Origin of the sequence: Pseudonocardia xinjiangensis (genome assembly GCF_012911925.1) — a bacterium.
Taxonomy (GTDB): Bacteria; Actinomycetota; Actinomycetes; order Mycobacteriales; family Pseudonocardiaceae; genus Pseudonocardia; species Pseudonocardia xinjiangensis.
Window position 1 is genome coordinate 13,262 of record NZ_JAAXKY010000083.1, and the last position, 19,562, is coordinate 32,823.

General features: G+C 73.9%; 20 protein-coding genes and 1 pseudogene. 6 read left to right on the forward strand and 15 right to left on the reverse strand.

From position 1 onward, the window contains the following. Positions 1–107: 107 nt before the first annotated feature. The 8 genes from HF577_RS22945 to HF577_RS22980 all read right to left on the reverse strand — a co-directional run bounded on the left by HF577_RS22945 (position 108) and on the right by HF577_RS22980 (position 7,026). Positions 108–1,379: a reverse transcriptase family protein gene (locus HF577_RS22945; protein WP_312859309.1), complete on the reverse strand. Its 1,272-nt coding sequence runs from the start codon at positions 1,377–1,379 to the stop codon at positions 108–110. 275 nt (positions 1,380–1,654) lie between these two features. Further along, a complete protein-coding gene (locus HF577_RS22950) occupies positions 1,655–2,434 on the reverse strand; it encodes an urease accessory protein UreD (RefSeq protein ID WP_169398000.1) in 780 nt (259 codons plus the stop codon). 5 nt (positions 2,435–2,439) lie between these two features. Beyond that, entirely contained in the window at positions 2,440–3,144 is a 705-nt protein-coding gene (ureG, locus tag HF577_RS22955) for an urease accessory protein UreG (protein ID WP_169398001.1), read from the reverse strand. Between the two features lie 11 nt (positions 3,145–3,155). Beyond that, complete coding sequence (locus HF577_RS22960; RefSeq protein ID WP_169398002.1) at positions 3,156–3,839, reverse strand: urease accessory protein UreF; 684 nt, start codon at positions 3,837–3,839, stop codon at positions 3,156–3,158. After that, positions 3,839–5,557 carry an urease subunit alpha gene (locus HF577_RS22965; RefSeq protein WP_169398003.1) on the reverse strand — a complete coding sequence of 573 codons (1,719 nt, stop codon included), beginning with the start codon at positions 5,555–5,557 and terminating at the stop codon, positions 3,839–3,841. Before HF577_RS22965 ends, HF577_RS22960 begins: the two co-directional genes overlap by 1 nt. After that, complete coding sequence (locus HF577_RS22970) at positions 5,554–5,931, reverse strand: urease subunit beta (protein WP_169398004.1); 378 nt, start codon at positions 5,929–5,931, stop codon at positions 5,554–5,556. Before HF577_RS22970 ends, HF577_RS22965 begins: the two co-directional genes overlap by 4 nt. 1 nt (position 5,932) lies before the next feature. Continuing rightward, positions 5,933–6,235 carry an urease subunit gamma gene (locus HF577_RS22975; protein ID WP_169398005.1) on the reverse strand — a complete coding sequence of 101 codons (303 nt, stop codon included), beginning with the start codon at positions 6,233–6,235 and terminating at the stop codon, positions 5,933–5,935. A gap of 65 nt (positions 6,236–6,300) precedes the next feature. Then, entirely contained in the window at positions 6,301–7,026 is a 726-nt protein-coding gene (locus HF577_RS22980; protein WP_312859310.1) for a hypothetical protein, read from the reverse strand. Between the two features lie 87 nt (positions 7,027–7,113). On the opposite strand from HF577_RS22980, the gene HF577_RS22985 reads away from it, so the two are divergent. Together HF577_RS22985 and HF577_RS22990 are read left to right on the forward strand one after the other, a co-directional pair. Beyond that, the gene (locus tag HF577_RS22985) at positions 7,114–8,394 is read left to right on the forward strand and encodes an adenylosuccinate synthase (RefSeq protein ID WP_169398006.1); all 1,281 of its coding nucleotides are present in this window, start codon (positions 7,114–7,116) and stop codon (positions 8,392–8,394) included. Positions 8,395–8,570: 176 nt separating this feature from the next. Then, positions 8,571–9,779, forward strand: coding sequence for an outer membrane protein assembly factor BamB family protein (locus HF577_RS22990; RefSeq protein WP_169398007.1), 1,209 nt, complete (start codon positions 8,571–8,573; stop codon positions 9,777–9,779). A 21-nt stretch (positions 9,780–9,800) separates the two neighbouring features. On the opposite strand, the gene HF577_RS22995 is transcribed toward HF577_RS22990, so the two are convergent. The 4 genes from HF577_RS22995 to nth form a co-directional block, all read right to left on the reverse strand. Further along, complete coding sequence (locus HF577_RS22995) at positions 9,801–10,997, reverse strand: MarP family serine protease (protein ID WP_169398008.1); 1,197 nt, start codon at positions 10,995–10,997, stop codon at positions 9,801–9,803. A gap of 103 nt (positions 10,998–11,100) precedes the next feature. Then, on the reverse strand, positions 11,101–11,796 hold the full coding sequence (locus HF577_RS23000) for an NUDIX hydrolase (RefSeq protein WP_169398009.1): 696 nt from the start codon (positions 11,794–11,796) through the stop codon (positions 11,101–11,103). A 19-nt stretch (positions 11,797–11,815) separates the two neighbouring features. After that, on the reverse strand, positions 11,816–12,466 hold the full coding sequence (locus HF577_RS23005; RefSeq protein WP_312859311.1) for a TlpA family protein disulfide reductase: 651 nt from the start codon (positions 12,464–12,466) through the stop codon (positions 11,816–11,818). Positions 12,467–12,515: 49 nt separating this feature from the next. After that, positions 12,516–13,250, reverse strand: a complete 735-nt coding sequence (gene nth, locus HF577_RS23010; protein ID WP_169398023.1) for an endonuclease III — start codon at positions 13,248–13,250, stop codon at positions 12,516–12,518. A gap of 252 nt (positions 13,251–13,502) precedes the next feature. Between nth and HF577_RS23015 the strand changes: the two genes are divergently transcribed. The 3 genes from HF577_RS23015 to HF577_RS23025 all read left to right on the forward strand — a co-directional run bounded on the left by HF577_RS23015 (position 13,503) and on the right by HF577_RS23025 (position 15,968). Then, positions 13,503–13,754: a hypothetical protein gene (locus HF577_RS23015; RefSeq protein WP_169398010.1), complete on the forward strand. Its 252-nt coding sequence runs from the start codon at positions 13,503–13,505 to the stop codon at positions 13,752–13,754. Between the two features lie 179 nt (positions 13,755–13,933). After that, entirely contained in the window at positions 13,934–14,608 is a 675-nt protein-coding gene (locus tag HF577_RS23020; RefSeq protein WP_169398011.1) for a Crp/Fnr family transcriptional regulator, read from the forward strand. A gap of 103 nt (positions 14,609–14,711) precedes the next feature. Further along, complete coding sequence (locus tag HF577_RS23025) at positions 14,712–15,968, forward strand: MFS transporter (protein WP_312859312.1); 1,257 nt, start codon at positions 14,712–14,714, stop codon at positions 15,966–15,968. Positions 15,969–15,975: 7 nt separating this feature from the next. On the opposite strand, the gene HF577_RS23030 is transcribed toward HF577_RS23025, so the two are convergent. Further along, positions 15,976–16,767, reverse strand: a complete 792-nt coding sequence (locus HF577_RS23030) for an MBL fold metallo-hydrolase (protein ID WP_169398012.1) — start codon at positions 16,765–16,767, stop codon at positions 15,976–15,978. Then, positions 16,764–17,573: an NUDIX hydrolase gene (locus HF577_RS23035; protein WP_169398013.1), complete on the reverse strand. Its 810-nt coding sequence runs from the start codon at positions 17,571–17,573 to the stop codon at positions 16,764–16,766. Before HF577_RS23035 ends, HF577_RS23030 begins: the two co-directional genes overlap by 4 nt. Positions 17,574–17,611: 38 nt before the next feature. Here HF577_RS23035 and HF577_RS23040 point away from each other — a divergent pair, with 38 nt between their 5' ends. After that, positions 17,612–18,502, forward strand: coding sequence for a Gfo/Idh/MocA family protein (locus tag HF577_RS23040; RefSeq protein WP_312859313.1), 891 nt, complete (start codon positions 17,612–17,614; stop codon positions 18,500–18,502). A 9-nt stretch (positions 18,503–18,511) separates the two neighbouring features. Here the strand turns inward: HF577_RS23040 and HF577_RS23045 are convergent. Beyond that, positions 18,512–19,562, reverse strand: a pseudogene (locus HF577_RS23045) (hypothetical protein); the annotation flags it as partial.

A 19,562-nucleotide genomic window follows, 5' to 3' on the forward strand; every position in this document is an offset into this window, starting at 1 on the left:
CGCTGCCGTGGACGAACTACCTCGCCGACGCGGCTGAGGAGTCGGACGCGGCCCACCACGCCGACCGGATGTGGGCCGACCACCGCCATGTGTCGCCGACGTCCGCGTCAGTCGGGCCACCGGATCTCGGCGAAGCGCGCTCGCAGGCGGGCACCGCGCGCCGGGTGGGCGGCCTCGACCCAGGAGATGCGGCCCAGCAGGTGCTCGCGGAACGCCGGGTGGTCGGAGCGGTTCTGTGCGTCCGGCCCGGTGCGGGCGCAGTTGTGCAGCAGAGCCCGCAGCGCGTCGTACTCGCGGCGCGGGGTGGCCGGCCGCGCGTTGACCACCAGGCCGGTGATCTGCTGCCGGTGGTGGGCCGGCAGCACCCGGGTCTTGTCGGCGCGCACCCGGAACCCCTCCTCGGCCGCGATCTCCGTGACCCGGGCGGCGATGCCGTGGGCCGGCAGCCTCGCCCCACCGGAGAAGACCAGGTCGTCGGCGTACCGGCCGTACTCCGCGCCGACGGCGGCCGCGAGCCCGGCGAGGCGGCGGTCGAGCCGGTGGGCGAGCAGGTTGGCCGTGGCCGGTGAGGTCGGCGCCCCCTGCGGGAGGTGCGGCGTGGCAAGCCGGTCGAGCAGCCTGCGCCGGGAGTCCAGCACGTCCGGCGGCGCGGGTGGCGCGCCTCGCAGCACGTGCACCGGCGTGCTCGTGACCAGGAGCCCGGCCAGCGCCGAGGCCACCGCCGGTGGGTACCCGGCGGCGCGCATCAGACCGGCGATCCGATCACCGGTGACGTGGCTGAAGAAGCCCTCCAGGTCGAGCCGGACCACCATCGCCCGGCCCGCGTGCGCCGCCGCGAGGGTGAGCGGTGAGCGGCCGCGGACGTAACCGTGCGCGGCGACGTGCACCGGGATGCGGGCCAGCACGCGGCGTCCGATGCGCCGTTGCAGCTCCTGCAGCCGGGGGGCCGGGGTCTCCAGCAGCCGCGGGACGCCCGACCGCGAGGCCGTCCAGCGGGTCCGGTAGTGGTGCAGCGGCCCTTCCGGCCTGCGATGCAGCCAGCCGCCGCGGTCGGCGAACCAGTCGAGCTCACCCGCACGAAGGTCCAGGCCGCCGGTCAGCGCGTCGAGGCTGCTCCACGGCGTGACCGGCCAGCGCCAGACCGGCACAGCCGGCTCCTCGGGCCGCAGTGGGCGCGTCCCCGGCCGGGCGGCGAGCAGCGCGGCGATCTCGGCCACCACCCGGGCCACGTGGCTCCGCGGCCTGGCGCGCCAGCGGCCGAGCAGGAGCGCGACGACGTCGCCGATCTCCTCCGGACTCCTCCACCCGGGTAGCGGGGCCAGCCGCTCGGTGAGGGCGTCCAGGCGCCACGGACCGGCCAGCGCGGCGTTTGCGACCACGGGTGGGTGAGGCGCCACGTCAGGTCCGCGCCGGACCTGTGGTGATGCAGCGGCGTGCGACGACCGGTGTTCCCGTCGGCCGCGCACTGACGGCACTGCGTTCGTGCCCGGGGTGCGCGGGACGCCATGCCGCAGAGAGGTGGTGCACCCCGGGGTTGCCCCGGAGCCACGAGACCCGCCGGGTGGTGCTTGGGCGGGTGCTCGCCGTCTCGTCCGTACGCCGCTGCATCGAGGAGTGAACCTAGCGCCACGGGCCGACAAATCCGCCCGGAGCCTCAGGGGGCCGCGGAGGTGAGCGTCGTCGCGGCCCAGCCGGGATGGCCGGCGATCGCGTGCGCCAGCCCTCGGCCCGCCGTGACGGCGTCGGTGCCCACGGCCGTGGCGAGCGACCCGCGCCCGGCGAGCGGGCTGAGCGACCACCACTCGCCCGCCAGACCGGTGGGCGGGTCCTCGCCCCACACCAGCACCTCGGTGCCCAGCACGCGGCGCCCGGCGAGGTGGGCGCCCGATGCGTGCAGCGTCGGATCACCCAGCTCCTGCTCCTGCACGAGGAGCGGGCGGCCCGTGGCGGTGTCCACGACGCGGGTGAGCCCCAGGTAGCGCCCCGACGGCTCCGCGGTGCGGCCGGCCACCAGCACCTCGCGGCAGCGCAGCCGGGCGCCGGCTCCCAGTTCGGCGTGCAGCTCGCCACGGTGGTCGGCACGCCGGGTGACCACGGTGGGCTCCGGCAGGTACTGGACGGCGGCGCCGTCACCGACGGTGAGCCGGACGACGAGCCGGCTCGGTCCGGACGTCCCCTGCCCGGGCAGGGCGAGCGTGGCGGCCACCCCCGTGAGGACGAGGTGCGCCCCCGGCCCGACGACGACCTCGAGCCCCACGTCGTCGCCGCCGAGCGGGGTGGTCGCCGAGCTGAGCATGTGCACGGTGGCGGCCGGGGACCGGGACGCCACGGCCCCGCGCTGGGGCAGCAGCGTCAGCGGCGGCTGGGACCGCAGCTCACGCACGACGGTGCGCGCGCCGCGCCGTTCGACGACGATCCGCGCTCTGGCCAGCACGACGATCAGGCGGCGGGCACCCGCACCGCGGCGAGCTGGGCGAGCACCCACTCGGTGACGTCGGAGGCGGCCGGGTCGGTCACCAGGGACTGCGCGATCACGGGCAGCTCGCCGCGCATCCGGTGCGCGTCGGAGGTCATCACCTCGAGGTCGGCACCCACGTACGGGGCGAGATCCACCTTGTTGATCACCAGCAGGTCGGCGGTGGTGACGCCGGGGCCGCCCTTGCGCGGCACCTTGTCCCCGCCCGCCACGTCGACGACGAAGATCTGCCGGTCGATCAGCCCACGGCTGAACACGGCCGTCAGGTTGTCGCCGCCGCTCTCCACGAGGACGAGGTCGAGGTCGCCGAACCGCTCCTCCAGTAGCTCGACGGCGTCCAGGTTGGCGGTGATGTCGTCGCGGATCGCGGTGTGCGGGCAGCAGCCCGTCTGCACGGCCTCGATCCGGTCGGGGGTGAGCACCCCGGCCCGGCGCAGGAAGTCGGCGTCCTCGGTGGTGTAGATGTCGTTGGTCACCACCCCGAGGCGCAGCCGCGACCCGAGCGTGCGGGCCAGGGCGGCGACCAGCGCCGTCTTGCCGCTGCCCACCGGGCCGCCGATGCCGATCCGCACCGCCCGGCCGGACGGCGCCTGCGGGACGTGCGGGTCGGGCTCGGTGACCGTCGGGTCGAGCGAGTGGCCGTGGCCGTGTCCGTGGTCAGCACTCATGAACTGGCTCCTTAGGAGACAAAGAGACGCACCTGCTCCCGGTGGTGGTGAACGTGGGCCTGGGCCATCAGGTCGAGCACCGGCGCGCCCGGCGCGGGCAGCCGGTCGGGCGACAGCGCCGCGGCCTGCGCTGCCTGCGCGACCACGGCGTCGAGCGCGGGGCGCAGCGCGACGATCGCGGCGTTCACCGCCAGCGGGTCCAGCCCGAGCAGCCGGACCGCGGCCGACGCCGGGCCGCTCACCGCGAGGTACGCCAGGCACCGGGCGGCTTCGGCCGGGCTGCCGCCGTCGATGCCGACGACGGCTCCCACCAGCAGCGCGTGGTGGGGCCGGGGCGTCACGGCGCACAGGGCGTCGAGCACCGGCGACGGCCAGGAGAGCCGGGCCGCACGCAGGGCCGCCCGGCCCTGCGCCCGCGACGCGTCGCGCTGGGCGGCTGCCGGCGTGCGGGCGTCCAGCTCGCCGTCGAGCACCGCCCAGCCGGCGTCGGGCCGGGCCGCCGCCACCACTGCGGCCGCCGCGAACGCGGCCCCGACGAGACCGGTGGTGCGCAGCCGTCCGGACAGGAACGACCCGAGGTCGGGCACCCCGGTGATCAGCCCGCGGGCCGCCGCCTCCTCGACGCCGCCGGAGTGGACGTGCCCGCCGCCGGGGAACCGGGCGTCGGCCAGCGTGAGAGCCGCGAGGCTCGCCATCAGAACAGGAAGTAGCGCTGGGCCATCGGCAGGACGTCCACCGGGGCGGGCTCGACGAGCTCGCCGTCGATCCGCACGGCGAAGGAGTCGGGGTCCACCCGCACGTCCGGCGTGGCGTCGTTGGCGATCATGTCGGACTTGCGGACGGACCGCGTGTCGGCCACGGCGGCGGACCGCTTGGTCAGCCGCAGCCCGTCCAGGCCGCCGTGGTCCAACGCCGCCTGCGCCACGAAGTTGACGCTGGTGTCGGCGGCCACCAGCGGCGCGGCCCCGAACATGGGCTGCGGCAGCACCGGCTGCGGCGTCGGGATGGACGCGTTGGCGTCGCCCATCTGCGCCCAGGCGATGAACCCGCCCTTGAGCACCAGCTCGGGCCGGACGCCGAAGAACTTGGGCTCCCACAGCACGAGGTCGGCGAGCTTGCCGACCTCCACGGAGCCGATCTCGTGCGCCATCCCGTGGGCGATCGCGGGGTTGATCGTGTATTTCGCGACGTAGCGCCGGGCCCGCAGGTTGTCGGCGCCCCCGTCGCCCGGGAGGGCTCCGCGTGCGGCCTTCATGACGTGCGCGGTCTGCCAGGTCCGGATGATCACCTCGCCGATGCGGCCCATTGCCTGCGAGTCCGAGCTCATCATCGAGATCGCGCCCATGTCGTGCAGCACGTCCTCCGCGGCGATCGTGGTGGGGCGGATCCGGCTCTCGGCGAACGCGAGGTCCTCGGGCACCCCGGGGTTGAGGTGGTGGCAGACCATGAGCATGTCGAGGTGCTCGTCGATCGTGTTCACCGTGTGCGGGCGCGTCGGGTTGGTCGACGACGGCAGGATGTTCGCCCGGCCGACCACCTCGATGATGTCCGGAGCGTGCCCGCCGCCCGCGCCCTCGGTGTGGAAGGCGTTGATCGAGCGGCCGGCGATCGCCTCGAGCGTGGACTCGACGAAGCCCGCCTCGTTGAGGGTGTCGGTGTGGATCGCCACCTGCACACCGGACGCGTCGGCCACCCGCAGGCAGGCGTCGATCACCGCCGGGGTGGTGCCCCAGTCCTCGTGCAGCTTGAACCCGCCGGCGCCGGCCCGCAGCTGCTCCCAGAGCGCTTCGGCGCTGGTGGTGTTGCCCTTGCCCATCAGCAGGACGTTGATCGGGAGGTGGTCCATCGCCTGCAGCATCCGGGAGATCGCGCGCGGCCCGGGCGACACGGTGGTGGCCTTGGTGCCGTCGGCGGGCCCGGTGCCCCCGCCCGCGAGCGTGGTGAGACCCGACGCGAGCGCGGTGTCGACGAGCTGCGGGCAGATGAAGTGGACGTGGGGGTCGATCCCCCCCGCGGTGAGGATCCGTCCGTTGCCGGAGATCACCTCCGTGGACGGGCCGATCACCAGCGCGTCGTCGACGCCGTCCATCGTGTCGGGGTTGCCGGCCTTGCCGATCCCGACGATCCGCCCGTCCCGGATGCCGATGTCGGCCTTCACCACACCCCAGTGGTCGAGCACGACGGCGCCGGTGATCACCAGGTCGGGAGCGCCCTCCGCGCTTGTGCGCGCCGACTGGCCCATCGACTCGCGGATCACCTTGCCGCCGCCGAAGATCACCTCGTCACCCGACGCGGCGCCGCGGCTGCGGTCCTCGGTGACCTCGATGAGCAGGTTCGTGTCCGCCAGCCGGATGCGGTCGCCGACGGTGGGGCCGAAGAGGTCGATGTAGCGAGCACGCTCGATCGAGGTCACTGCTGTCCTCCGTAGGCGAGCGGGCCGGGCTCGGCTCCGCGCTCGTCGAGCGCGCCGGCGAACTCGACACGCAGGCCCGGCACGCGGCGGGCCCCGGCCAGCGGGACGAGCGTCACCTCGCGCTCGACGCCCGGCTCGAAGCGCACCGACGTGCCGGCCGGGATGTCCAGGTGCCTGCCCCAGGCCGCTGCCCGGTCGAACGTGAGCCCGGGGTTGACGGCCGCGAAGTGGAAGTGCGACCCGACCTGGACGGGGCGGTCCGCCGCGTTGGTGACGACGAGGGTGATCCGGTCGCGACCCGGGTTGAGCGGGACCGCCCCCTCGCCGGGGATGATCTCGCCGGGGCTGCCCGGTGCCGCTGCTCCGCCTGCCACGTCAGACGATCGGGTCGTGGACGGTGACGAGCTTCGTGCCGTCGGGGAAAGTGGCCTCGACCTGCACCGAGTCGATCATGTCGCCTACCCCGTCCAGTACGTCGTCGCTGGTGAGCACCTTGCGGCCGCTCGACATGAGCTCCCCCACGCTGCGACCGTCACGCGCGCCCTCCAGCACGTGGTCGGTGATCAGCGCGATCGCCTCGGGGTAGTTCATCCGCAGCCCGCGGGCGCGCCGGGACCGCGCGACATCCGCCGCGATGTGGACGAGCAGCTTGTCGCGCTCCTGCGGACTCAAGTGCATGCAGACAGTTCTAATCCGGCTTTGTTAACGCCACGGTTCGATCACGTTTCGGGGAACGGCGTTGATCACCCGGTCGAGGGACGCACCAGCAGCCAGTTCTCGATGTGCCGGTACCAGGTCCAGCGCGGCACCTCACGCGGATGCGCCACGCCGTCGCTGACGACGGTGGCTGGCCGGCAGCCCACCTGGACCGCCCGGCCGAGCGCGGAGCCCCGTCCGCGCGGGGCCCGTGGCGCCACGGCCCGCACGCGGCCGTCGGGGGTGCGTCCGGTCCAGCCCGCCCGGACGGCGATCCCGTCCGGGCCTGCGACGACCACCAGCCGCCGGGCGGTGCCACGCAGCACCAGCACGTTGTCGCAGTAGCACTCGCCGTCGATGTCCCGGATCTCGGCGCGACCGACGAGCACCCCGCCCCCGTCGTCCCGGACGAGCGGCACGGACGACGCCGTGCCGGTGAGGGCGAGCCGCTCCGCCTCCGCCCCGCTCGGGAGGCCCCACGCCGTGGCTGCGGCCGACGGCCCCGAGGGCAGATACGCCACCTCGACGGCCAGCCGGTCGGTGCGCAGCAGCCGCACCAGCACGGCGGCGAGGTCGGCGTCGGTGCCCGCCACGACGACCCGGCGCGGCTCGTGCTGGGCGAGGACGGGGTCGATCGCCGTGCGGTCCGGCCGGGCAGGCAGTGCGACCACGGGCACCTCCGAGGGGTGCCCACTACTGTGGACCGGGAGCCGCGTGACCTGACCGTCGTCGGAGCAGGCCAGCAGCACCACTGTTGAATCGATCGTGCTCACCAGATCGGTTACCCTCCCCGCCGCGGTGATGGGGCACGCGCCGCGCTCGCTGTATCCACCTACGGGTGGCTAGGACTGGAGTTTCACATGCCGGCGATCGTGCTGATCGGCGCCCAGTGGGGCGACGAGGGCAAGGGCAAGGCCACCGACCTCCTCGGTGGACAGGTGCAGTGGGTGGTGAGGTATCAGGGCGGCAACAACGCAGGCCACACGGTGGTGCTGCCCGACGGCCAGGACTTCGCCCTCCACTTGATCCCCTCCGGGATCCTCACGCCCGGCCTGCGCAACGTGATCGGCAACGGCGTGGTGGTGGACCCGGGGGTGCTGCTCGACGAGCTGTCCGGGCTCGAAGCCCGCGGCGTGGATACCAGCAACCTGCTCATCAGCGCTGATGCGCACTTGATCATGCCGTACCACGTGGCCATCGACAAGGTCACCGAGCGGTTCCTGGGCAAGGCCAAGATCGGCACCACGGGCCGCGGCATCGGGCCCGCCTACCAGGACAAGGTCGCACGCGTGGGCGTCCGGGTGGCCGACGTCCTCGACGAGAAGATCCTCCACCAGAAGGTCGAGGCCGCCCTGGAGTTCAAGAACCAGGTGCTGGTCAAGGTCTACAACCGGCGCGCTCTCGACGTCGACGAGGTGGTGGACACCGTGCTCGCCCACGGCCGCCGGTTCGCCGACCGGATCGCCGACACCCGCCTCCTGCTCAACCAGGCCCTCGAGGCGGGGGAGACGATCCTGCTGGAGGGCTCGCAGGGCACGCTGCTCGACGTCGACCACGGCACCTACCCCTTCGTCACCAGCTCGAACCCGACGGCCGGTGGCGCCGCGGTCGGCTCGGGCATCGGCCCCAACCGGATCACCCGCGTGATCGGGATCCTGAAGGCCTACACCACGCGCGTCGGCTCGGGCCCGTTCCCCACGGAGCTGCTCGACGCCATGGGCGAGCACCTGCGCAAGGCGGGCGGCGAGGTGGGCGTCACCACCGGACGGCCCCGCCGCTGCGGCTGGTTCGACGCCGTGATCGGCCGCTACGCCGCGCGGGTCAACGGGATCACCGACTTCTTCCTCACCAAGCTCGACGTGCTGTCCGGCCTGGACAAGGTCCCGATCTGCGTGGGCTACGAGGTCGACGGCAAGCGGATCGACGAGATGCCGATGACCCAGACCGACGTGCACCACGCCCTGCCGGTGTACGAGGAGCTCCCCGGCTGGTTCGAGGATCTCTCGGGGTGCCGGACGTTCGACGATCTCCCGGCCGCCGCGCGTGCCTACGTGCACCGCATCGAGGAGCTCACCGGCGCGCCGGTGAGCGCGATCGGCGTCGGGCCGGGCCGGGACCAGACGATCACCCGCGACGTCTGACCGGAGAGGGCCCGGGCCCTGGAACGGGCGAGGTCGACGTGAGCGGGGCCGCAGCCACGGCCAACCCCCACCACGTCGACCTCACTCGTTGGGACGGCCGGTGCCGCCGGGATCTGTTCGCGACCGGTAAGCCGGAGAACCCGGGAGCCGTCGTTCCTGATCCGTAGCGTCGAGCCATGGCTCTTTCCCGGTTCTCGGCCTGCGCAGCGGCGCTGGTCGCGGTGTCGGCGCTCGCCTCCTGTGCCGCGCCCGCGGCGGCTCCCCCGCCGCCAGCCCCGCCGGCGAAGATCGTGCTGCCGGCGGGAGCACCGGGTACGCCGTCCTGGGCGCCGTGGCCGTCCGCCCTGCACGACGCCCGGCACTCGGGGGCGTCCACGGCGGACGGACCCACGAACGGCGCGGTGCGGTGGCGGCGCAAGCTGGAGGGGGCGGTGACTCCCGGGCCCGTCGTGGGGGCCGACGGCACGATCTTCGTGGCCTCCAACGGCGGTGTGCTGCACGCCCTGAACCCGGTCGACGGGACCGATCGATGGACGTACGACTCGGGTACGCCCTCCGGCGGTGACCTGTCGATCTCACCGCTGGTGCTGCCGGACGGCACCGTGCTGTTCCCGGCGGACAACCGCCTGATCGCCCTTTCCTCCACGGGGCAGCAGTTGTGGTCGGAGCCGTTCGCGGCCCAGGTCACCTCGCCGGTCACCGTCGACGGGAAACGCGTCTACGTCGGCGACTCGTCCGGCACCGTCACCGCGCTCGACGTCTCCGCACCCGACGGGCACCGGGTGGCCTGGCACGTGAACGTGGGGACGACGTCGTACGGGTCCGTCGTCACCGACGGGAAGGGCCGCATCTACACCACCGCTAACTCGGCGCTCGTGGCCCTCGCCGACCAGGGGGCGTCCGCCCGCGTGGCGTGGCGGTCGGACCCCCACGACGACATCACCGAGGTGTCCGCGGGCCTCGCGCCGGACGGCACCGCGCTGCTCGGCACGAACGGCAGCAACGAGTGGGCGTACCGCCCCGACGGCACGCTGCTGTGGAAGGCGCCGAGGGTGATCACCTACTCGTCCCCGGCGGTCACCGCGACCGGACTGGCGTACGTGGCCGACCACAGCGGGGTCGTCCACGGCTTCGACGTCCGCACCGGCGCGGAGACGGCCCGCTACGGGCCGGTCCCGGGACAGATCTGGAGCTCGACGATCGTCGACCGCGCCTACCGGCTCTACTTCGGCGGCCAGAACGGGCACGCCTACGGCTTCGACGGCGACGGCAGGCAACTCTTCGACGTCGACCTCGGCGGTCCGGTGGACAGCTATCCCGCGCTGACCGCCGACGGCGCCCTCGTCATCGGCAGCGGAAACGGGTTCGTCACCGCGATCGGCTGAGCCGCCCGCCCCGGCCGGGGCTCAGGCCGCGCAGTTACCCGTGTCGGCCTCGGAGCGCAGGTTGCCCGCGGCCTGCACCACCGGCGCCACCTGGTCGACGGTGAGGACGAAGCCGGTCTCCTGGTCGTCCAGCGCCGCGCCGAAGACCACACCGATCACGCGGCCGTCCGGCGCGACGAGCGGACCACCGGAGTTGCCCGACCGGACCACGGCCCGGACCGTGTAGACCTCGCGGGTGACCTCGCCGTCGTCGTAGATGTCGGGGCCCTTGAGGTTGATCATGGACCGGATCTTGGCCGGCGTGGCCGTGAACGGGCCGTCCAGCGGATAGCCGAGCACCACGGCGTCGTTGCCCGGAGAGGCGGGCTTCGGGTCGAACGTCAGCGGCTTCGCGTCCAGATCGGGCACCCGCAGCACCGCGAGGTCGACCCGGGGGTCGTAGAGCACCACCTCGGCGGTGAGCTCCACCGTGCGCCCGCGCCTGTTGACCACCTCGACGCCGGTCTCGGACGTGCCGGCGACGACGTGGGCGTTGGTCAGGACGAGCTGGGGCCCGATCACGAACCCGGTGCCCTCCAGCTGCCGCGCGCAGGACGGGGCGCGACCGCGGATCTTGAGCACGCTGCTGCTCAGGTCCTCGATCATGGGGCTCCGCGCGATGGCGGGGTCGGGGGGACCGACCTCCGTGATCGGCGTCTCCGCGAACGGGCTGAGGACGTCGGGGAAGCCGGAGTTGTTGAGCAGCTGCCGCAGCTCGGCAGGCAGCGCCTTCGCCCCGGCCGGCATCACCGAGTCGACGGCCCGGAGCACCTCCGACCCGCGGACCCCCGAGGCGAGGCCGGGGAAGCTGGCCGAGGCCAGCGGCAGCGCGACGAGCCACGCCGCGATGACCACGGTGAAGGCCTGCAGCACCGAGCCCAGCGTGGAGTCGACCTGCAGCGAACGATGGCCGGTGATCCGGTCGCGGATGCGCCGCCCGAAGAAGACCCCGGTGGTCTCGCCGAGCGCGACCAGCAGCACCACCACGACGACGCTGACGATGACGCGCGTGGTGGGCGCCTCCACGCCTGCGGCCAGCAACGGCGCGAGCCGCACCCCGAGAACCGCGCCGGTGAGCACGCCGACGAACGACAGCAGAGCCACCGCCATGCCGTGGCGCCACCCGGACACCGCCGCGATCAGCGCCAGCCCGAGTACGACCCCGTCGACCCAACTCATCGCCGGGCCTCGCCAAGGCGCTGCATCGGTGAGTCGCGCGCGGGGTCATCCGTTGTGCGACCTCGCGTGCGCGCGTCCCGCCCGGCTGCCCGGGGCACCGCGCTCATGATCCTGCGACCTCCTGCCGACCGGCCCGTGCCGCGGACCACGCTGTGCCCAGATCGTCCATCCGGGAGGTGTCCCAGGGGCGCGCCCAGCCCCCCAGATCCAACAGAGCGGACAATAAGCCCCCCGTAAAACCCCAGACGAGCAGCCCCGCAACGGCGAACGCGGGACCGCTGGTACCTGAGGGGTTACGGACCAGGAGCCGGTTGGCGGGCTCGACCAGCGACGAGAGGGGCACCCGCACGACGGCTGCGGTCTCGCCCGTGTCGACGGCGTGCACCGCGACCGGACGCTCCCAGTGGGCGACCACCGGGGTGACGACGAAGCCGGACGGCGGGATGAACAGCTCGGGCAGCACGGCCAGCGGTGCGACCCCGGCCGGCTCCACGCCGGTCTCCTCCTCGGCCTCCCGGAGAGCGGTGGCGATGGGGTCGCGGTCCTCCGGGTCGGCGCGGCCGCCGGGGAAGGCAACCTGACCCGCGTGGTTGCGCAGGGTGCTCGCCCGCTCCACGAGCAGCACGTCGGGACCGTGCACCGGATCCTCGCCGAAGAGCACCAGCACGGCTGCCCGCCGCCCGCCGGAAGCGGGGGGCCGGATGTGGTGGTGGGTCAGCGTGGCCGCGTCGGCGTCGCCGACGTTCTCCAGCAGCGGGTGTAGCCAGCCCGGGGCGCGGTCGGGCCGCAGGGTCGTCACGGCCTGGTCTCCTTCATCGTCACGACAGGCGCTCCACGGCCGCCGCGACGTCGTCGGCGCTGCGGAACGGCACGGGCGGGTCCACCCGGGTGACGCTGCCGTCGGCACGCACGACGTAGGACACGGGCAGCGCGGGCGGGATGTCGAGGGCGGCGCGCAGTGCTCCGTCGGGGTCGGTGACGGACGGGATCGTGACGCGGATGTCGCGCAGCAGTGCCAGCGCGGCACGCGGGTCGTCCCGGGAGTCGATGCCCAGCACCGGCACGGCACCCGGCCGGGCGGCGTAGGCGGCCAGCGCGGGCAGCTCGTCACGACAGGGCCCGCACCAGGAGGCCCAGACGTTGATGAGGGCCGGACGGCCGGCGAGGGCCGTGCCGACGTCGACGGAGCCGGGCGCGCCGAGGCACGGGACGGTGACGCCGGCCAGTGGACCGGCAGCCGGAGCGCCGCCACCTGTGGGGCACGGTGCGCTGCGGGCGGCGGCACGCAGCGGCGCGAGCTCGGAGTCGGGGACCGAGACGGCCGTGGGTCCCGCCGCATCCTGTGCGGGCGAGGGCCGCTCCGATCCGCTGCGCGGCCACAGCGCGAACACGGCTGCCGCTGCCAGCAGTACGACGACGAGCGTGGTGACCAGCTCGGACCGCCGGGCCCCGGTCCGCGTGGGACTCACCGACACGCCTGGCGGTCGTGCCGGTGGTGGAGCCCGTGGTCGAGCCGCGTCATGGTGCGTCCTGGCCCTCGCCCGTCGGCTCGGGCGCGGGGGCCTCGTCGTCGGGGATGCCGGCCATGGCGAGCAGGTGGGGCCGGGAGGGGCCCTTGAGGAGTGCCGCGGCCTTGATCGGATCGGTGGGGCCGGTGCCGTAGGCGGGGCAGTCGGCGCTGAGGGTGCAGGCACCGCACGCGGGCTTGCGGGCGTGGCAGACCCGGCGGCCGTGGAAGATCACCTGGTGGGACACGATCGTCCAGTCGCGCTTCGGCACGAGCGCTCCCACCGCGTGCTCGACCTTGACCGGGTCCTCCTCCTGGGTCCAGCCCCAGCGCCGCACGAGACGGCCGAAGTGCGTGTCGACGGTGATGCCCGGGACGTCGAAGGCGTTGCCCAGGATCACGTTGGCCGTCTTGCGGCCGATGCCGGGGAGGGCGACCAGCTCCGCGAGGGTGTGCGGCAACACGCCGTCGTGCTTCTCGACGACGGCGGCTCCCAGCCCGATGAGCGAGCTGGCCTTGTTCCGGAAGAAGCCGGTGCTGTGGATCAGCCCCTCGAGCTCGGTGCGGTCGGCCTTGGCGTAGTCGAGTGCCGTGGGGTAGCGCGCGAACAAGGCCGGGGTCACCGAGTTGACGAGCTTGTCGGTGCTCTGTGCGGAGAGGATCGTGGCGACGGCCAGTTCCAGCGGCGTGCGGAAGTCGAGCTCGCAGTGTGCGTCGGGATGGGTGGCGGCAAGGGTGCGCAGCATCCGTCCGACCCGCCGGGCCCGGCCGAGGGACGGCTCCCCGTCGGCCACCCTCTTGGCAAGGCGTGCCGCGTTCCGCGAAGCGGTGGTCACGCTTCGAGCCTACGGCGCCCCACCGACACGCTGCGACGGCGCCGGTCAGCAAGCGCTCGTGACGCACCGTGACTGCGATTATCACGAAGTGGTATCGACACGCCGACGCGCTCGACCCCTGCGCGACGGTCCCCGTCACCCGTGCGAGACCATCCACCCGTCATGACTGCCTGGTTGTCCGTCCTCGTGCCACTGCTGGTGATGTTCTTCGCGCTCGGAATGGAGCGCGTCGAATCCAAGCTACGGGAGGCCACTGTCCGGCCGGAGGAGCTCGAGGAGCTCCTGGAACGACCGCGCCCCGACGAGGTCCGTGCCTTGTTCAGGCAGGGCACCGGGCGGGCGCTCGAGCTCTTCCGCCTGCGCAACCGCAACCAGCGGGGGCGGCGGTCGCCGAAGCGCAGCAAGGCGGCGTGACCCGTCCGTGGCTCCACCTGGGACCGGTCGAACCGTACTGAACTGGGCTTATAGGTGACGAAACCTCCTGGCGGCGCCCACGGAAGGGCGGTTGCGACGGCACGCGCGTCTGACGCACCCCCTAGACTGGCGCGCCAGTGGTCCGCCGCGTGCGAGCGGCCGGGACGAGGGGCGGTGCAGTGGACGAGGTTCTGATCCGCGCGGGGATCTTCCAGGGAGTGGAGCCGCACGCGGCCGACGCCCTGGCTCAAGCGCTCGAGCCGGCGGAGTTCCCACGGGGACACGTCATCTTTGCGGAGGGCGAGCCGGGCGATCGGCTCTACATCGTGGGCAGCGGCAAGGTGAAGATCGGGCGCAAGTCGCCCGATGGTCGCGAGAACCTGCTGATGGTGGCCGGGCCCTCCGACATGTTCGGAGAGTTGTCGATTTTCGACCCGGGGCCGCGCACGTCGTCGGCCACCGCGGTCACCGAGGTGCGCACCTACACGATGGACCGCAGCGCGTTGCGGGAGTGGATCGGGAAGCGGCCCGAGATCGCCGAGCAGTTGCTGCGCGTGCTCGCGCGGCGGCTCCGGCGCACCAACAACATGCTCGCCGACCTGATCTTCACCGACGTGCCGGGCCGGGTGGCGAAGTCGCTTCTGCAGCTCGCGCGCCAGTTCGGGTCGCAGGAGTCGGGTCTGTTGCGCGTCACCCACGACCTCACCCAGGAGGAGATCGCGCAGCTCGTCGGCGCGAGCCGGGAGACGGTCAACAAGGCTCTGGCCGACTTCGCACACCGGGGTTGGCTGCGGCTCGAGGGCAAGAGCGTGCTCATCCTCGAGCCCGAGCGGCTGGCCCGCCGGGCCCGGTAATGGTCCGTCGATCGAGCGCTCCCGGCGTCCCGCCGGGAGCGCTTTTTCGTGTGCGGAACAAAGAAGTGGTACGGACGTACCAGAATGTGTCACGCTGGTGCGCGTGTCGTCCTCGTCCGCATCCCTCGCCGACTACCGAATCGTCCTGACGGCTCCGGGCGCTCCTGGCCCGGTGCTCACCTCCGCGATCGGCCGCCTGCCGATCGCGATGTTCGGCCTCGCCACCCTGCTCTACGTGCAACGGGCCTCCGGCTCGTTCGCCGCCGCGGGCCTCGTGTCCGCGGGCATCCTGGCCGGGGAGGGGATCGGCGCGGTGGTGCAGGGCCGGGTGATGGACCGGCGCGGGCCCACGTGGCCGCTGCTGCTCGTCGCCGTGCTGTTCGGGGTGGCCGGCGCCGCTCTCGTGACCGCGGTGGAGACGGGCCAGCCGCTGCCGGTGCTCGTGGCGCTGGCCCTGGTGGCCGGGCTGGTGCAGCCCGCGCTCCCGGGGGCGTCCAGGGCACTGTGGAGCGACCTCGTCCCGCCCGGCCGCCTGCGCGACACCGCCTACGGCTACGAGGCCATCAGCCTGGAGGTCTTCTTCATCCTCGGGCCGGCGATCGCCGCGTTCCTGGTGGCCGCCCCGTGGCCCGGTACCGGCGTGGTGGTCGCTGTCGCGTTGATGGCCGTGGGTTCGGTCGGATTCGCCCTCACCCCCGCGGTCCGGGCCCGGAGCGCCGCCATGGCAGACCGCGGCGACCAGCCGGCCTCGTCCGTCGGTCTGTTCGGTGCGCTGGCCCGGCCCGGCATGCGCACCGTTGCGCTCGCGTCGCTGGGCTTCGGGCTCGTCGTCGGCACGGTCGAGGTCGGGGTACCCGCCGTGACGGCCGCGGCGGGCTCGGCCCCCATGGGAGGCCTGCTGCTGTCGGCGTGGTCGGTCGCCTCGGTGGTAGCAGGGGTGATCTACGGGATGCGGCCATGGCCGCGGCCGTTGCACCTGCGGATGCCGGTGCTGCTCGGCGTGTTCGCGGTGTTCGTCGCGATGATGGCGCTGACCGGCCCGCTGGAGTCGCTGCCCGTGCTCGTGGTGACGATGCTCCTGGCCGGAGCGGTCATCACCCCGCAGGTCACCGCCCACTCGATGGCCGTCGAGATCGCCACCCCGGCCGGGACGGCGTCGGAGGCCTTCGGCTGGGTGATCACCGCCGCCACGCTCGGGCTCGCCGCAGGACAGTCGTTCGCGGGCTTCGTGGTGGAGGCCGCCGGCCCGCCCGCGGCCTTCCTCGCGGGCGGCGCGTCCGGCGCGCTGCTCGCCGTGGTGCTCTGGCTGCGCCGGGCCACGCTCGCCCCGTCGGCTGAGCCGGCCTCGGTGCCTGCCTGACCGGGGCTCAGCGCTCCGCGCGCAGGTACTCCAGCTGCGCCCGCACCGACCACTCCGCGGCGGGCCAGAGCGTCCGGTCGACGTCGGCGTAGACCACTTCCACCACCTGCTGCGCCGTGGCGTCCGGCCCGAGCCGCCCCAGCGCCGCCCGGACCTGGTCGAGCCGCTGCTCGCGGTGGGCCAGGTACGTCGCGGCCGTCGCGGGGGCGTCCGGGAGGTCGGGGCCGTGCCCGGGCAGCACCGTCGTGCCCTCGGGCAGCTCGGCGAGCCGTCGCAGCGAACCGAGATACGGCCCCAGCGCGCCGTCGGGATGCGCGATCACCGTGGTGCCGCGACCCAGGATCGTGTCGCCGGTGAGGACGGCGGTGGCGTCGCCCGGCCCGTCGAGAAGGAACGACAGCGAGTCCGACGTGTGTCCCGGCGTGCCCACCACCCGCAGCTCGACGCCGGCGGCCGCCACCACGTCACCGTCCCCGAGCGCCTCCGAGCCCAGCACGAGCGACGGGTCCAGGGCCCGTACCGGTGCCCCGGTGAGCTCGGCGAAGCGCCGCGCCCCGCCCGCGTGGTCGTGGTGGCGATGAGTGAGGAGCACCAGCGCCACGGGGCCGTGGGCCGCGACCCGCGCCAGGTGCTCCTCGTCGTCCTCACCGGGATCGACGACGACGCACTCCTGCGCGCCGGGAGCGCGCAGCACCCAGGTGTTCGTGCCCTCCAGTGTCATCGGCGACGGGTTCTCCGCGAGGAGCACCGATGCCAGTGCCGTGACGGGGCGCAGCTCCCCGTACGCCGGGTGGCTCACGCGCTCCCTCCGGGGACGATGCGCTCCACGTCCAGCTGGAAGCCGGGATCGTCGGGCAGCACGACGACGACCTTCCCGCCCTCCCGACGCACCTCCGGCGTGACCGGCCGCACCACGCGCTCGTCGGCGGCCGCCAGCACCGCGGCGCTGTCGGGGTGCTCGGCGATCTCCTGCAGCGTGCGGATCGTCGGGGCCATGAGCTCGATCTCCCCGCGCTGCCAGTGCTCCAGCGCCTCGGCGGGATACCACCATGCGGCCTCGACGGCCTCCGTCGTGTGGGCGTCGGCCTCCTGGCCGTCCGGGACGAGCGCGACGAAGAAGACGGTGTCGTAGCGGCGCTTGACCGCCGGAGGCGTGATCCAGCGCGCCCACGGCCGGAGGAGGTCGGCGCGCAGCACGAGCCCGGTCTCGGCGAGCATCTGCCCCAGCGTCTGCCGCCGGGCCACGAGGTCGGACCGGTGCCGCTGCAGGTCGGCCGGGAGCTGCGGGGTGGCCAGCAGCACGCCGCACTCCTCGAACGTCTCCCGTACCGCGGCCTGCACGAGAGCACCGGCCAGTTCGGTGTCGCACGCGAGCCGCTCGCCCCACCACGTCGGGTCCGGGCCGGCCCACGACGCGAGCCCGGCACGGTCCCCTGCGTCGACCCCTCCGCCGGGGAAGACCGTCATGCTGCTCGCGAAGGCCATCTCGGCCACCCGCCGTTGCAGGAAGACCTGGAGGGGAGCGCGCCCGGGCGGTGGGGCAGGGGCGTCGCGCACGAGCAGCACGGTCGCCGCGGGCCTCGGAACGACGGGTTCGGAGGGCATGGACGGACACTAACCCGGGGCCGGGCAGGATGGGTCCCGTGGATCAGCTGCGCGTTGGCCTGGTCGGTGGTGGCCCTTGGGCCCGGACGGTGCACGGGCCCGCGCTCGCGGCGCACCCCGCCGCGGAGATCACCGCGGTCTGGACCCGCAGACCGGAGGTGGCCGATGAGCTCGCCGCCGACCTCGGCGCCCGTGCGCACACCCGGTTCGTCGACCTCCTCGAGGACGTCGACGTCGTCGCCTTCGCCGTTCCGCCGCAGGTGCAGGGCGAGCTGGCCGTGCGGGCCGCCGCCGCGGGGCGCCACCTGATCTGCGAGAAGCCGCTCGCCGGTTCCGTCGAGGACGCACGTGCGGTGGTGGCCGCCGTGCAGCAGGCGGGGGTCCACTCCTCGATGGTGCTGACGCTGCGCCACGCCCCAGCCGTGCGCGACTGGCTCGCCGCCCTCCCGTCGGTTCCGGCCGGTCCGGGCACGGTGGCGACGGCGCGCTGGCTGTCCGGAGCGCTGCTCGGCGGCCCGTACTCCACATCGGCGTGGCGGATCGAGAACGGCGCGCTGCTCGACGTCGGCCCGCACGTGATCGACATGCTCGAAGCTGCCGTCGGCCCGGTCGCATCGGTCGGCTGGGCGCACCACGACCAGCCCGACCTGTGGCGGTTCGGCCTGGTGCACGAGGGCGGGGCCCAGAGCACCGTGACGATGTCGATGCGGCTGCCCATCGATCCCACGGAGACCGAGTTCGCCGTGTTCGGCCGAGGGGTGTCGCACCGGCTCGCCGGCCGCGTCGCCGACGCGCGCACCTGTTACGCGTCGCTGCTCGACGAGCTCGTCGCCGCCGTCACCGGTTCGGGTCCGGCACCGGAGCTCGGCGTGGAGCGCGGCCTGCGGCTGCAGGAGCTCGTGGAACAGGTCCGCGCCGCCGCAGTCTGACTGACGGTCTCAGCCGGCCAGATCGGGTGGGTCGGACCGCGGCGTGCCGTTGTGGCCGTTGCTGCTCGAGCCGTTGGAACCCGAGCCGTTGGCGATTCCGGCCCGGCGGACCACGCGCGGCCTGCGCCCCTCCGAGAGCTCGGCCTGCAGCCGGGCGAGCAGCTGCCGATCCTCATCGCTGAGCCGCGCCAGCGACTCCGGGCGCAGCCCGAGCTCGGCCGCCCCCGCGACGGGTTCCGGTTCCGGAGCGTCCTGGGGACGGGTCTCGGCAACCGGTGCCGGCTCGGGAGCGGGCCGGTCCGTCTCCTCCCAGGTGGGCTCGGAAGCCGGCTCCGCTGCCCGGTTGCCCTGCTCGGGGTTCTCGTCGGCGTAGCGGTGCCGGGGGATGCGTCGGGGCGCCGGCCGGGGTTCGCGCCGATCCAGCTCGACGGGCGGCGGTGCCGCCTCGGGGGAGTCGTCCTCCGCCACGGCGGCGTCGGCGCTCGGCTCCTCGGCGAGGTCCGACGGCGCCATAGCCCACGATCCCGAGAGCCACTCGGACGACCAGTCGTCCTGCTCGCGCGCCAGGTCGGGGTCGTCGGCCACGGTGTTGGCGCCCACGGGTGCGCTGTCCGCCGGCTCGTCGCTGCCGGCCGGGTTGGCGGGTGCCGCGGCCTCGTCCACGGTCTCGCTGCCTGCGGGGTCGCTGTTCGCGACGTCGATGGCGCCGACGTCGCCCGGGGTGCTGGTCGCGGGAGGGACCGATGGGTCGTTGTCGATCGTCGGATCGAGCAGCGGTGCCAGCAGCGGTTCGCGCAGCGGCCCGCTGAGGGGGTCGTTCAGCGCGTCGAAGGCAGGTCTCTCGCCCAACTCACGCGACGGGTCGCCGTTGCGGGCTTCCTCATGTGCCGGGTGGGGTGGGTCGACGGGTTCGGCGGGATGCAGGACCCGCTCGGGAGGAGGCTCGGCTGCCGGAGGCTCGGTGGCCTGTTCCCCGAGGGGGCCTTCCGGGTGAACCGGTGGCGGGGCCGGGTTGCGGCGCACCAGCGGGATCGGGGCCAACGTGGGACGCGGGTTGCGG